This window comes from Campylobacter sp. IFREMER_LSEM_CL1846 (assembly GCF_025772105.1).
Taxonomy (GTDB): Bacteria; Campylobacterota; Campylobacteria; order Campylobacterales; family Campylobacteraceae; genus Campylobacter_D; species Campylobacter_D lari_D.
The window spans coordinates 1-13,275 of record NZ_JAKMRM010000020.1; the positions used below are offsets into that span (position 1 = coordinate 1).

13 protein-coding genes and 4 tRNA genes are annotated in these 13,275 nt (G+C 31.0%); 5 read left to right on the plus strand and 12 right to left on the minus strand.

What is annotated here, in order from left to right; all coding sequences use genetic code 11:
- From L8W40_RS07720 to L8W40_RS07750, 7 genes are all read right to left on the minus strand, one after another.
- The coding region (locus tag L8W40_RS07720) for a type II secretion system protein (RefSeq protein ID WP_318529491.1) at window positions 1-569 on the minus strand (569 nt) is incomplete at its 3' end.
- Window positions 566-1,573, minus strand: coding sequence for a tRNA (adenosine(37)-N6)-threonylcarbamoyltransferase complex transferase subunit TsaD (gene tsaD, locus L8W40_RS07725; protein WP_263665112.1), 1,008 nt, complete (start codon window positions 1,571-1,573; stop codon window positions 566-568). The genes L8W40_RS07720 and tsaD, both read right to left, overlap by 4 nt.
- Window positions 1,570-2,958 carry a M99 family carboxypeptidase catalytic domain-containing protein gene (locus tag L8W40_RS07730; RefSeq protein WP_220566709.1) on the minus strand — a complete coding sequence of 463 codons (1,389 nt, stop codon included), beginning with the start codon at window positions 2,956-2,958 and terminating at the stop codon, window positions 1,570-1,572. Before L8W40_RS07730 ends, tsaD begins: the two co-directional genes overlap by 4 nt.
- Entirely contained in the window at window positions 2,955-4,034 is a 1,080-nt protein-coding gene (gene dxr, locus L8W40_RS07735; RefSeq protein ID WP_133319046.1) for a 1-deoxy-D-xylulose-5-phosphate reductoisomerase, read from the minus strand. The genes L8W40_RS07730 and dxr overlap by 4 nt, the downstream gene beginning before the upstream one ends.
- Complete coding sequence (locus tag L8W40_RS07740; protein ID WP_263665114.1) at window positions 4,031-4,759, minus strand: phosphatidate cytidylyltransferase; 729 nt, start codon at window positions 4,757-4,759, stop codon at window positions 4,031-4,033. The genes dxr and L8W40_RS07740 overlap by 4 nt, the downstream gene beginning before the upstream one ends.
- An 11-nt stretch (window positions 4,760-4,770) precedes the next feature.
- Window positions 4,771-5,091: a hypothetical protein gene (locus L8W40_RS07745; RefSeq protein ID WP_133319048.1), complete on the minus strand. Its 321-nt coding sequence runs from the start codon at window positions 5,089-5,091 to the stop codon at window positions 4,771-4,773.
- Between the two features lie 2 nt (window positions 5,092-5,093).
- A complete protein-coding gene (locus tag L8W40_RS07750; protein ID WP_263665115.1) occupies window positions 5,094-6,398 on the minus strand; it encodes an NFACT RNA binding domain-containing protein in 1,305 nt (434 codons plus the stop codon).
- A 41-nt stretch (window positions 6,399-6,439) separates the two neighbouring features.
- On the opposite strand from L8W40_RS07750, the gene L8W40_RS07755 reads away from it, so the two are divergent.
- The 3 genes from L8W40_RS07755 to L8W40_RS07765 are packed head-to-tail and all read left to right on the plus strand — an operon-like array spanning window position 6,440 to window position 8,376.
- Window positions 6,440-7,039, plus strand: coding sequence for a molybdenum cofactor guanylyltransferase (locus tag L8W40_RS07755; RefSeq protein WP_263659548.1), 600 nt, complete (start codon window positions 6,440-6,442; stop codon window positions 7,037-7,039).
- Complete coding sequence (locus tag L8W40_RS07760; RefSeq protein ID WP_263665116.1) at window positions 7,002-7,976, plus strand: phospholipase A; 975 nt, start codon at window positions 7,002-7,004, stop codon at window positions 7,974-7,976. The genes L8W40_RS07755 and L8W40_RS07760 overlap by 38 nt, the downstream gene beginning before the upstream one ends.
- A 1-nt stretch (window position 7,977) precedes the next feature.
- Window positions 7,978-8,376: a hypothetical protein gene (locus tag L8W40_RS07765; protein WP_039629213.1), complete on the plus strand. Its 399-nt coding sequence runs from the start codon at window positions 7,978-7,980 to the stop codon at window positions 8,374-8,376.
- Between the two features lie 24 nt (window positions 8,377-8,400).
- Here the strand turns inward: L8W40_RS07765 and L8W40_RS07770 are convergent, their stop codons facing one another.
- Window positions 8,401-9,753, minus strand: a complete 1,353-nt coding sequence (locus tag L8W40_RS07770; RefSeq protein WP_412175285.1) for a Na+/H+ antiporter NhaC family protein — start codon at window positions 9,751-9,753, stop codon at window positions 8,401-8,403.
- A gap of 134 nt (window positions 9,754-9,887) precedes the next feature.
- Between L8W40_RS07770 and ilvD the strand changes: the two genes are divergently transcribed.
- A complete protein-coding gene (ilvD, locus tag L8W40_RS07775) occupies window positions 9,888-11,564 on the plus strand; it encodes a dihydroxy-acid dehydratase (protein ID WP_263665117.1) in 1,677 nt (558 codons plus the stop codon).
- A gap of 74 nt (window positions 11,565-11,638) precedes the next feature.
- Here ilvD and L8W40_RS07780 read toward each other — a convergent pair.
- From L8W40_RS07780 to L8W40_RS07795, 4 genes are all read right to left on the minus strand, one after another.
- Window positions 11,639-11,726: transfer RNA gene (locus L8W40_RS07780), tRNA-Ser, on the minus strand.
- A 36-nt stretch (window positions 11,727-11,762) separates the two neighbouring features.
- Window positions 11,763-11,836: transfer RNA gene (locus L8W40_RS07785), tRNA-Cys, on the minus strand.
- Between the two features lie 16 nt (window positions 11,837-11,852).
- Window positions 11,853-11,941, minus strand: a tRNA-Leu gene (locus L8W40_RS07790).
- Window positions 11,942-11,950: 9 nt separating this feature from the next.
- Window positions 11,951-12,025 (minus strand) — tRNA-Gly (locus L8W40_RS07795).
- 314 nt (window positions 12,026-12,339) lie between these two features.
- Between L8W40_RS07795 and L8W40_RS07800 the strand changes: the two genes are divergently transcribed.
- On the plus strand, window positions 12,340-13,275 hold a 936-nt coding region (locus L8W40_RS07800; protein WP_263665118.1), incomplete at its 3' end, for a cache domain-containing protein.

Genomic DNA, 13,275 nt, shown 5'->3' on the forward strand with positions numbered 1-13,275 from the left:
CTACCGCTTAGAAAATACACTCTAGTAGCTAAATCTTTAAAAGCTTTAGAGTGGATTAGACCTTGACAAGCTTTGGATTTTGAAGTACTTGCAAATTCACTTTGGCTAAAAGCATTTAAAGCCTCATCTAATTGAGTTTTTATGCTTTGATTTTTAGGATCTTTCAAAGCTTGATTTTTTAAATCTGCTATATTTTGGGCTTTGCTTTTTTGAGCATTATCTACCATAAGTGCTAAAAGCAAAACACTTTCTTTATCTACAAAAAGCACTTTAAAACATTGCTCATCATTTCCTACACTAAAATCAAGTTCTTTGGTGGAATTTTGCAAATTTGACAAGTCTTCATTTTTTATATTTGTTACATTGCTCATTAAAGCTATATTTGAAAGACTTTCATTTTTTAATATATAAGCACTTATATCATTGATAAAAATTTTTAAATTTCCCAAAGCTTGAACTACACTTGCCTCATCTTTACTTGTACTAAATTTTGGCAGAGCAACCGCAGCTAAAACTCCAAGTATAATTACTACAAACACAAGCTCTATAATAGTAAAAGCTTTTTTCATAATATGCCTTGTAAGTTTTTTACCTTAGGCTTTATAAGATCATCTTCTATATTTACAAATTCTTTACGCTCATAAGCCTCACAAGCTGCCCTTGCTATCATCAAAGCATTATCCGAACAATACTCAAGCGGAGCTAGCAAAAGCTCACATTGATAACTTTGACATAAATGTTCTATTTGACTTCTTAAGCTTAAATTTGCACTAGCTCCGCCTACTATACCAAAGCGTTTAAATTTATACTCTTTAAAAATTTTTTCTAACTTGTTTAAAATATGAGCTATGGCTGCTTTTTGAAATGCAAAGGCAATTTTACTTTTACGCTCCAAACTTAATTCTTCTTTTAAAATTTCCAAACGCACTTGGTTTTTAAGTCCTGAAAAACTATAAGCTAAATCTTTAGAATGAAGCAAGGGTATGCTAAATTCTAAATCATTTTCTTTTACATTTTTAGCTAAATTTTCTATGATAGCTCCGCCAGGATAACCAAGATCCATCATTTTTGCTACTTTATCAAAGCTTTCTCCAAAGCTATCGTCGGTTGTTCTTGCTAATTCTGTGATTTTACCTTGCTCATTAATAAAAAGCACCATAGTATGCCCACCACTTACAAGCAATACACCCATATCAAAATTAGCTTTTTCATCTAAAAACATAGAATAAATATGCCCTTTTAGATGATTAATCGCAATGAGCGGTAAATTTAAACCAATAGCAAGCATTTTAGCCATAGCTACTCCACCTATCAAACTCACACTAAGGCCAGGTTCATTTGTAACCGCTATGGCGCAAAGTTTGTCAAAGTATTTTTGGCATTTTTTTAAAATCTTAGGTAAAGCTTCACTATGTAATCTTGCGGCAAGCTCGGGCACCACCCCTCCATAAGCACTATGGGCATTTTCTTGAGAAATTTTTGTATGAAAGATACACTCAAAGTTATTTTTATTAATGATAGCAATAGAACTATCATCACAAGAACTTTCTATGGCAAGAATCAAATCTCTCATTGAAATTCCACTAAAATCATACCGATAAATTTATCTTTTTGTTCTGCTTTTTCTATGGCTTTTGCAGGTATATTTGCTTTTTTGATTTCTTTAAAATTAGTCTTTCTTTCTAAAACTTGATCGGCTAAATTTGCATTTTTTAGCTCATAAAATTCTACTCTGTAAATTTTTCTTTTTTTATCCAAAGAATAACGGCTTTGCATTTGGTTTTTGCTTATAACAATATCACTTTCATCAACACCTCTATCAAAACCTATAACATTAACTCTTACACCTGCTATAGAAGGTATTTTAAAATTATCTTTTACCATAATTTTTTGAGCAAAATTTGTTTGTATATTTTTTCCATCTACTATCACTTCAACACTATCTAGAGCATTTGAAAATTCAAAATATTCAGGATACAATCTTGTTTGCAAGCGATTGCCATAATTGATTGAATATGAGTTAGCATTGGAAATTACTGCAGTAATCTCATTACTTGCTTCATAATTTAAAGCTTGATTAATAGGAAAAGGTAAAAAATTTATAGCACTAGCAGGTTTATCAAGATAAAGTAAAATTTTATCATTAAAAAGTTTTACCTCTAAAGGCTTTTCAATAGCTCTATAAACTCCATTTGGAGTTAAATCGAAAGTTCTTTGAAATTCTATATTTGCCTTTTTTAGATAATACTCCACCGCCAAAAGATGATAATATACTCTTAAATGCGTTGGTAAATTTTTGCTCGCTTCATTAGCAAAGGCTGCTTTGTGATTTGACACCACAAAATAAGTTAAAGCCTTTAGCATATCTTTATCATTGCTTTCTTGGGTTTTGGTATTTTTTAAATGATATTGATGTTCTTCTTTAACCAAAGCTTTATTGATATTTTCCACTGCCTCTTTAGCAATATTTTCCAAATCTGCATATTTAGTAGAATTTACCTCACTTTGATCAATAATACTAGTATTGCCCCAGCGATTTGGATTTTTATCTTTGCTTTCATATTGAGGTCTATAAAATCCACTTCCATCGTGCAAATTTATAACCATATTTACCTCAGGTTCCAAAATAAGCTTTTTTATGCGCTCTATAGTGTGAAAATCAGGATCGTTTTCATCTATATGGGCAAATTTTCTATTTAAATCTCCAAAATTTCCTCTATTTCTAGCAATAATACTTTCAAAAGCTAAATTTGGTGCGACAATAATTTTACCTTTAGTGATATTATAATCACTCAAAAGCAAACTAGCAGCATGAAACCCACCTGGCTCGTCTCCTTGTATACCTCCAAGGATTAAAACCGTATTATTATCATCTAAACTTTTTCCATTTTCTTTAACGCTAAACTCTAAAGCAAAAACCACATTTATAAAAATCAAAATACTTAAAAAATATCTCACTTCATTTCCTTATCTAAATAAAGCCTAACTTGCTTATCATACTCAAAAACATCTTCAATTTGGTTAATCTTTGGCACACCAAAATAATCCAATGCTTTAAAAATACCCTTGGCTATGTCTAAAAACTGCGCTTTTTGGGCTAAAAATTGATACACCATATATTCATTTGCACTATTTATAATCACACCCAAGTCAGGCTTTTTCAAAAGCTCATCTTTAAGTGAAAATATAGGATATTTTTTTAAACTAATTTTTTCAAATTTTAAACTTGGCATAGCTAACAAATCCAAATTTTCTATAAAGCTTTGTTCATGCTCATCTAAAATAGCTTGAGCTATAGACAAACGCATATTTGCATGAGAAAAATATGCACTCATACCACCATCTTTAAATTCACATAAAGCATGCACTAAAGACTTTCTTTCTATCAAAGCATCTATTTGTTTAATACCATAAAGATGATAAGCTTCGATGATTTCAAAAAGTTTATTACACATGCTAGCACTATCTATGGTGATCTTAGCTCCCATGCTCCAGTTAGGATGCTTAAGAGCTTCTTTTACGCTAACATTTTTTAAATCTTTGATTTTATAATTATAAAAGGCCCCGCCACTTGCTGTGATAAAAAGTTTTTTAATATCTTTTCTTTTATCTATCAAGCACTTTAGTGCTGCATGTTCGCTATCTATGGCCTTAATCTTAGAAGTGTCAAAAAATTTCCCTGCTACTACTAAGCTTTCTTTGTTTGCCAAGGCTAAAATTTTACCAAGCTTTTGCACCATAAGACTTGAACTTAAGCCTGCAAAACCTACTATAGCATTTACCACTAAAGAACTTTTGCACTCAGCTATCATCGCTTTTAAACCCTCTTGGCCACAAAAAATCCTATCATGATCAACTAAGGTTTTATCTTTTTCATCTTGTATACATACAAATTTAGGCTTAAAAAGAGCTATTTGCTCATTTAAAAGCTTGATATTTTTACCGCAAGATAAGGCTTCTATGTTTATGTTTTTCTCTTTAGCAATAAAAAGAGTATTAACTCCTATACTTCCCGTGCTTCCAAGTACGATCATACTAAAGTTGCCATTGCAAATGCTGCAATGATAACAGCATCAATTCTATCTAAAACTCCCCCATGCCCTGGGATTAAATTACCACTATCTTTAATACCTGCTTGTCTTTTAAAATAACTCTCAAGCAAATCCCCTATCACAGCAAAAATAGCTACGATTAAAGATATATAAATACTTTTTATCAAGCTAAATTCAAAAGAGCCTATGATGGTTCCTAAAATCCCCGCACAAACAATGCCACCTACAACACCTTCTAAGGTTTTATTTGGACTTGTTAGAGAAAAAGCTCTCTCGCCAATTAGTTTTCCTATAAAATACGCCCCACTATCGCAAGCAACGACAATCACTATAAGCCAAAATAATACAAACATACCCTCATAACTTAATACTTGATAAAGCATTAAAATAGGCAAAGTAGGATATATATAAGGCATAAGTTCATTTAAATTTTCACTTTTTTTATAAACTAAATATCCTAAAATCAAAATCAAAGCCAAGAGGCCTATAAAGAAAGGTTTATCTAAAAATGCTCCTATTGCAAAAACACACAAAGCCACAAAAACACTTGCATGTTTGCTTTTAAACATAGTTTTTGCTTCATTAAATGCCAAAAACAATAAAACACCAAAAATCGCAAAATTAATCAAAAAATTATCCACCAAAGCAACAACAGCTATCACAGCTATCATCACAATAGCACTAAGAATTCTTGTCTTTGAAAACATTTTTATCCTTTCTATATACTTAAATCAAGCAAATGAGAACTTTTTTTAACTACTTCTTGCCCCTCTTGTTCATCTTCATCTTCTTGCTCTTGTTCTTGATGATGTTTAGAATGCTTTTTTTCTTCCTCTTGCCTTTCTTTTACCTCATCGCTTACTTCATGAGTTTGATTAACTTTTTCAAGTTTTTCAACCGCCTTTTCTTTTGCTTGAAATTCACTCATATTTACCAAAGTTGCAAAAGAATCTTTTGCCAATTCATTACTAGCTTGTGCTGAATGTACTGGTGCATTTTGGTTAGCAAAATGAATACCACCTATGGGACTTATAGGCATACTTACTCCTTTAAAACGCTTAAAGTCTTATAATTTGTATAATTTACAAAAGCCTTTTCTTTTATTTTTACAAAATTCTTACTAGTATAATCGACCAAATAAACTCCAGAACTTAGCTTGGAAAATTCCACACAAAGCTTTGCTGCAAATTCTAGCACTAATTGACTTATTTTTAATTTATTTGAAGTAATGATCACATGTGCACTAGGATAATCTTTCACATGCAGCCAAATATCATCTTTTTTAGCTATTTTTAATAAATACTCATTAGCTTTTTCATTGCGTCCTACGCTGATTTTAAACTCATCAAAATAAAAGCTACTAACCCCTGCATTTAACTCTTCTTTTTTTGTTTTTTTTGTTTTTTTAGGCATTAAAACTTCTAATTCTCTCAAAGAAGTGCTTTTAGCAATTAAGTCTTTTAAATTTATTAAAAAATCAAGTTTTTCACTTAAAATTTCTCTTTCTATATTGATATTTTTAGCCTTTTGTTTTAGCTTTTTAGCCATTTTATAAAATTCATTCGCACTATTTTTAGGTGTATCTTCGAGCTTAAAAGCAAGCTCATTTGCATTAAAATCTTGCAAAATAAATTCTCTTTGATAATCTTTTAAAGAATTTAAATTAGCAAATAAAACATCTGCTTTTTGGCTTAATTCTTGAGCTTTTTTTAATAAATTACTTTCTTGCTCTAAATTTTCTATACTCTCTTTAAGAGTAAAGATTTTTTTATCTATATTTAAAAGTTTATTTTCTTTAATATCTTTTATGCGCTCTTGCTGTAACTTTTTAGCACTTTCTTTAAAATACACATTAAAATCATCAATCTTTACAAATTCTTCTTTTATCTCATAAGCTTTTAAAGCTTGGAGTTTTTCGCCTATTTTTACAACGCGGTAGCTTTTATCTATATGACGCAAAGCTTCTATAATAATATCATCAGCGTCTGTGATGATTACATTAGTGTTTTTTCCTGTAAATTCAAAATAAATCTTAGCCCCATAAGCTTTATAAGATTTTTCCGATAAAACTTCAAAAGATAAAATTCTATTATTTTCTAATACTTCTAAATTTAAAATCTTTGCGTTAGAGAAGTATTTTTTTAGCATAAAATCAAAAGGTGCATTATAGACTTTTGCTTGGAGTTTATCTTGGTAAATTCCACTTTTTCCACGCGTTAAGTCTAGTATAAAAGCTTGATGGTCTAAGCTAAGCTCTAAGATATTATCATCAAGGCGTTTGAGATAATTTAGTCTTTGAAATTGTTTAAAATAATCTTTTATTTGTATTAAATCTGTATATTTCATAAATGTATTATAAAATATTTTGATGAATTTATGAGGTTTTTATGAGTGAAAAAATTCCCTATCCTTGTGTGATTTTATGTGGTGGAAAATCTTCGCGTATGGGAGAAGATAAAAGCTTATTACAAGTAGATAATAAAAACTTAACTCTTTATCAATATGAAAAAATGTCAAGGATTTTTAATCAAGTTTTTATTAGCAGCAAAAAAGATAAATTTCATCAAAAAAACTTAGCACTTATTTTAGATGAGGATTTAAACAACTACTCTCCACTCATTGCCTTAAATTCCATACTTAAACATTTTAAAAATACCTATGTATTTATCCTTAGCGTGGATACTCCAAACATAAACAAAGAAAGTTTTTACAAGCTTTTTGATCATCTAAAATCACAAAATATACTCTTAGCAAGCACAAAAAAACACAAGCATTATTTGTGTGGATTTTACCATAGTAGGAATTTTGAAAAAACTTTGCAATTTTTACAAGAAAACAATCACAAATTAGCCCTTTTTTGTGATACAATGAAAGCAGAATTTATAGAATTTGAAGATGATAATGAGTTTATAAATTTAAATTATTTTAAAGAATATAAAAAGTGGCTTCATGAAAAAGACAATTCTACCCATAGTATGTGCTTTTAGTGCTTTAGCAAATGAGGACTTATTCAATCAAGCCTTAGAATATGAAAATCAAGGTAAGTACAAAAAAGCTATGCAAATTTATAAAAGCTTAGCTTTAAAAGAAAAACAAAAAGAAGTAAGTTTAGAAAAGTCTTTTAATTTTGAGCAAAATACATCCAAAGAGAAAAAATTAGATGATATTAATCCAAAAAATGAAGCTTTAGCAAACTACCTTGGCACAGAAAAATCATACAATCCTTTTGGTATTAGCACGCATAATCTTAGCTATTTTATGCCTGCTTCTTATAGTTTTAGCAAGAGAGATTATAAAAGCACTGAAACTAAATTTCAAGTAAGCCTTAAAAAAACTCTTTTTGAAAATCTTTTGGGTTTAAATGAAAGTTATAACATAGGCTATACGCAAATTTCATGGTGGCAACTTTATAAACATTCTGCTCCTTTTAGAGAAACAAACTATTTACCTGAATTTTTTATCAACTTTCCTATAAGCGGATATGGTGCTTTTGAGAATTTAAAAGATATACGCATAGGCTTATTACATGAATCTAACGGGCAAAATGATCCAAAATCAAGATCATGGAATAGAATTTATCTAAGCAATGCATGGTTTTTTGGCGATTTTATGTTCATACCTAGAGTTTGGCTAAGAATTCCTGAAAAAAGTTCAGAAGATGATAATCCTGACATAGAAAAATATTTAGGTAATTTTGATATTAATCTTGCTTATACCCAAGATGATTATTTTATCAATATATTGTGGCGTAATAATTTAAATTTTGCTAATAACCGCGGTGCAGTAGAAATAAGTGGAGCTTATAAAATTTCTAACAATGGCTTATATATTTACACTCAGTATTTTAACGGATACGGTGAGAGTCTTATTGAGTATAATAAATCTTCAAGCAGACTTTCAAGTGGAATATTGTTAATGTATTAAAATGGAAAAATTTTGCTTTATTAAGTTTATCATTAATAATGAAAAGTCTTTTAAAAGATTGTGCGATTTGTTTAATTATATCAAAATCTTAAAAGATGAGAATTTACAAATAGAAGATTTATACACAGATAAAAGTATATATAATTTTTACAGCAAAAAAGAATTAGAATATTTCTCAAGCAAAGATTGTTGGGAGTTTGATGATATTTTTGACTGCATAGGAAATGGAGAATACTATTTTCACTCCATAGAAAAAATAGAGGAAAATATCGCCAAATTGTATTTTTACCCCATTTCTTTTCCTTATGGTGGAGTTGAACCTATAATCGAGTTTATAAAATCATTTCAAATGAAAATTCTTACAATTGATTGTGGTTATATGGAAGAATTTGAATATTAAAAGCCTTTTTAGACTTTTAATATTTTAAATTAAGAAAAATGCTATAACACTACCCAAGATAAGCAAAGAGCCATTAAAGCATAAAAAGGTTGGTATACAAGTATCTTTTATATGATCACCTTGCTTATCTGCATTAAGCCCTACACTCACTCCCAAAGTCGTTTCACTAGCAGGTGATCCTGCATCGCCCAAAGCTCCAGCAACACCGATGATAAAAATAATCGCAGCAGGTGAAAAACCAAGTTCTATACATATAGGACAAAATAAGGCAGCGATGATAGGAATAGTACCAAAAGAACTGCCTATACCTATAGTGATTAAAAGACCTATAGCTAGCATAATAAAAATAGCTAAAAAGTGACTTTGCTCCATAAAAGGCACGCTTGTTTTTACAAGCTCAGCTATACCTCCACTTTGTTTTAAAACCTCTCCATATCCTGAAGCAACAAGCATTACAAAAGCTATATAACCCATGATTTTAAGCCCATCATCAAAAACTAAATTAACTTTGTTATACTCTACTCCACCCAAAATTACCATCAAAACAAAACCTAAAAGCCCTGATAAAGGTAAATTGTGCGTCAAAATTTGCAAAATCAAAGTCAATCCAAGGCCAGCTAAAACTCCCCATTCTTTTTTACTCATTTTTAGATTTTCAAAATCCATTTTGGCAATTTGTTCTTCTTGATATTCTCTTGGCTTAGCATAAAATACAAATACAGCCAAAAATAAACCAACTAACATACAAATAGCCGCAAAAGCCATAGTTTGAGAAACTTCTCCTAGGCTAATTTGCACCCCATTTGAATTTAAATTATCCACAAGCAAAGTTTGAAAAATAAGCCCAAAACCTAAAGGCACCACCATATAAGGTGTGGTAAGTCCAAAAGTTAATGCACAAGCTATGGCTCTACGATCTATTTTTAATTTATTAAAAAGTTTCAACAAAGGTGGAATTAATAAAGGCACAAAAGCTACATGGATAGGGATTAAATTTTGCGAAAAACAAGCAATAAGTGCTAAAGAAAGTATAAGTAAGTATTTTTTATGTGAAATATAATGCGAAACTATTTTAATCAAATATGCCGTTAGATTAGTTTTTGATATAGCAGCAGCCACCGCTCCAAGCAAAATATAACTTAGTGCTGTTTGCAAATTCCCTTGCATACCATCGATTAAAACCTTCATAGAATCCATCATAGCTTGTGGAAGTTGGGTAAAAAAATCCACTAAACTTAAATGCTCCATATGCATAAATTTAGACCAAATGCCTACAAAAAGCCCAGAAAGCAAAACACTAAGCAAAACATTAAACCTAAAAAAACACAAAAGCGTCATTAACAAAACACCTATAAATACCGGATTAATTAAAAGCATTACATTCCTTAAATCAAAATAATTGCACATTTTAAATAATTTTCTTTAAAATACTATTTAAGTTTAAAAAATTTAAGCAAAAATTGCAAAATAAAAGCATAAAATGATAGTTTTTACTTTAAAAAAGGATACAAATGAGAAGTGATGCAATCAAAAAAGGACACTTAAAAGCACCAAATCGCTCTTTACTTAGAGCATGTGGCTTAGATGATGAAGATTTTAATAAGCCTTTTATAGGTGTAGCAAATAGCTATATAGATATCATCCCAGGACATTTTTTCTTAAATGAATATGCAAAAATCATTAAAGATGAAATCCGAAAAAATGGCTGTATTCCTTTTGAATTTAACACCATAGGTGTTGATGATGGTATAGCTATGGGGCATGATGGTATGCTTTATTCTTTACCAAGTCGTGAAATCATCGCAAACTCTATTGAAACAGTGATGAATGCACACCAACTTGATGCGCTAATTTGTATCCCAAATTGTGATAAAATCACTCCAGGTATGCTTATGGGGGCTTTAAGAGTAAATGTACCAACTATTTTTGTAAGCGGTGGACCTATGAGAGCAGGCGTAAATAAACATGGAGAAAAAATCAGCCTAAGTTCTGTTTTTGAAGCAGTAGGGGCATATGAAGCTAAAAAAATTAATGAAGATGATTTAAAAGATATAGAATGCAAAGCCTGTCCTAGCGGTGGATCTTGCTCGGGTATGTTTACTGCAAATTCTATGAATACTTTATGCGAGGCTATGGGTATTGCACTTGAAGGAAATGGAACTATTTTAGCACTTAGCAAAGAAAGAGAAGAGCTTTTAAGAAAAGCTGCGCGTAGAATTTGCGAGATTGCTCTTGATGAGCGTTTTAAAATTCGCAATATCATCACTAAAAAATCCATTAATAACGCCTTGGTTGTTGATATGGCTATGGGTGGAAGCTCAAATACTATCTTGCATATGCTTGCCATTGCTTATGAAGCAGGTGTAAATTTGGATATAAAAGAACTCAATCACATCAGTGCCAATGTAGCTCATATAGCTAAAATCGCTCCATCTTTAAATACAGTTTATATGGAAGATATACACAAAGCGGGTGGTGTAAGTGCAGTAATAACTGAAATAGCTAAAAAGCCAGGCCATATTTTAGAACTTGACACTCTAGATATTAGTGGAAAAACTTTAAAAGAACGCATTGAAAATGCTAGCATTAAAGATGAAAACATTATAAGAAAAATAAATAATGCCTACTCAAATGTAGGTGGGCTTGCTATACTTTTTGGAAATTTAGCTGAGCAAGGCTGTGTGATAAAAACAGCAGGTATTATGGGCGAGCGTAAATTCAAAGGAAAAGCGGTTTGTTTTAACTCTCAAGAAGAAGCCATTAAAGGCATTATAAAAGGTAAAGTTAAAGAAGGCGATGTGTGCGTGATACGCTATGAAGGACCAAAAGGCGGACCTGGCATGCAAGAAATGCTTAGTCCGACTTCATTACTCACAGGCATGGGGCTTGGTGCTAAAGTTGCACTTATAACAGATGGTCGTTTTAGCGGAGCTACAAGAGGACTTAGCATAGGCCATATTTCTCCTGAGGCTGCAGAAGGTGGACTTATAGCGCTTTTAAAAGATGGTGATGAGATAGAAATTGATGTAGATACTTACAGCATTAATGCAAATTTAACTCAAGATGAAATTGCTAAACGCAAAGCAAATTTTAAAATGCCTTATAAGCAAATAAATTCAAGATGGCTTAAAATGTATCAAAAGCTTGTTAGTAATGCTAGCAAAGGCGGGGTTTTAGACTTAGAATAATTTTCTTAATTTCTTAAAGAAATTAAGAAATATCTTTTTAAATGTAAAACAAAATATGAAAAATTATGTTAAAGTGGCCGGGAGAAAGGGATTCGAACCCCTGGAGGTGTGACCCTCAACGGTTTTCAAGACCGCCGCTTTCGACCACTCAGCCATCTCCCGTAAAAAGAATAAAAATATCAAGTATTAACATCGCATTGGAGGCGACATCCGGATTCGAACCGGAGATCAAGGCTTTGCAGGCCCATGCCTTACCGCTTGGCTATGTCGCCTTGAGTTACCAAAAAGTGGTGCCCGAGGCCGGACTTGAACCGGCACGGAAGAAAAATTCCGAGGGATTTTAAGTCCCTTGTGTCTACCAATTCCACCACCCGGGCGGGTGATAATGGAGCGGGAAACGAGATTCGAACTCGCGACCCCAACCTTGGCAAGGTTGTGCTCTACCCCTGAGCTATTCCCGCATTTTAAAATTGAAATTATACTTAACAAAACTTAAATTTTTATAAATTTATAATAATTAAAATTATCGTATATAGACTATACTATACGGTATAATAAAAATTAAAAAATTATTTATTATAGATATACTATAATTTAACAAAAATTATTTTAAAAAAAGGATAGAAATATGTTTAATTTTCGAAGCTTATCAAGTAAACTTACTTTTATAGTTGGATTGCTTATAATTGCTATTTTGATTACAGTTAATATTATTAGCTATTACCAATCAAAAAATTCAACAAGTCAGTATCTTGAAGAAATTCAAGTGAAAACAATGTTTGACGTTAACAAAGCATATGAAATTTATGGGACAAGCAAAAGAACTGCTATTGATTCGATAGTAAAATTTATGGAGAAAAATCCACATCCAGATATTAATGAGTTGTTTGATATTCTAGAAACCATTAGATACTCTGCTGGATATGATGTAACTTATATAGGTTTTGAAGAAGATGGAAAACTATACCAATCTAATAAAATCATAAGAAGTCCAGAACAAACTGGTTTTGATGCAAGAACAAGACCATGGTATCAAGAAGCAAAAGCAACAGGAACACTTATAGTTTCTGATCCTTATAAAAGTATTGAAGATGGTTCCATAACAATTTCCTACACAGCACCAATATATGTAAATGGTAAACTTTTGGCTGTAATTGGCGGAGATTACAATCTTCATACTTTTTCTAAAGATGTGCTTATATTAGGTCATTCTCAAAGTTCATATGCGGCAGTTTATGATAAAGAAGGTCAAATTATTTTTCACGAAAATAAAGATTTAATGCTTACTAAAACTGACTTAAGTATTAATATAGCAAATGCTATTAAAGCAGAGCCTGATTTAATTGATCCAAGTAAAGAAGATTCTTTATTTTATGCTAAAGATGGTAATGACAAAACCCAAGTAGTAACTTGTGTCCAAACTTTAAATCCAAAATACATTGTATGTTCTATTACAGATGAATCTGTATATACCGATGCAGTTAATGAAGTTTTATTCCAACAAGTTATTATTGCATTTATAGCCATAATCATAGCATTAATATTAGTAAGATTTGCTATTATAAAAAATTTAAAACCTATTATGATTATTACTGCAGGCCTCAACTCCTTCTTTGACTTCATCAATCATAAAACCAAAGACTCCGCTATGATAGATGTTAAAACAAATGATGAGCTTGGTGCTATGGCAAAAACTATCAACGAAAACATT

Bases quoted from the DNA above. Each gene is read 5' to 3' on its own strand.
- tsaD (WP_263665112.1), bottom strand. From the start codon at position 1,573: ATGAGAGATTTGATTCTTGCCATAGAAAGTTCTTGTGATGATAGTTCT.
- dxr (WP_133319046.1), bottom strand. From the start codon at position 4,034: ATGATCGTACTTGGAAGCACGGGAAGTATAGGAGTTAATACTCTTTTT.
- L8W40_RS07740 (WP_263665114.1), bottom strand. From the start codon at position 4,759: ATGTTTTCAAAGACAAGAATTCTTAGTGCTATTGTGATGATAGCTGTG.
- L8W40_RS07745 (WP_133319048.1), bottom strand. From the start codon at position 5,091: ATGCCTATAAGTCCCATAGGTGGTATTCATTTTGCTAACCAAAATGCA.
- L8W40_RS07750 (WP_263665115.1), bottom strand. From the start codon at position 6,398: ATGAAATATACAGATTTAATACAAATAAAAGATTATTTTAAACAATTT.
- L8W40_RS07755 (WP_263659548.1), top strand. From the start codon at position 6,440: ATGAGTGAAAAAATTCCCTATCCTTGTGTGATTTTATGTGGTGGAAAA.
- L8W40_RS07760 (WP_263665116.1), top strand. From the start codon at position 7,002: ATGAAAAAGACAATTCTACCCATAGTATGTGCTTTTAGTGCTTTAGCA.
- L8W40_RS07765 (WP_039629213.1), top strand. From the start codon at position 7,978: ATGGAAAAATTTTGCTTTATTAAGTTTATCATTAATAATGAAAAGTCT.
- L8W40_RS07770 (WP_412175285.1), bottom strand. From the start codon at position 9,753: ATGCTTTTAATTAATCCGGTATTTATAGGTGTTTTGTTAATGACGCTT.
- ilvD (WP_263665117.1), top strand. From the start codon at position 9,888: ATGAGAAGTGATGCAATCAAAAAAGGACACTTAAAAGCACCAAATCGC.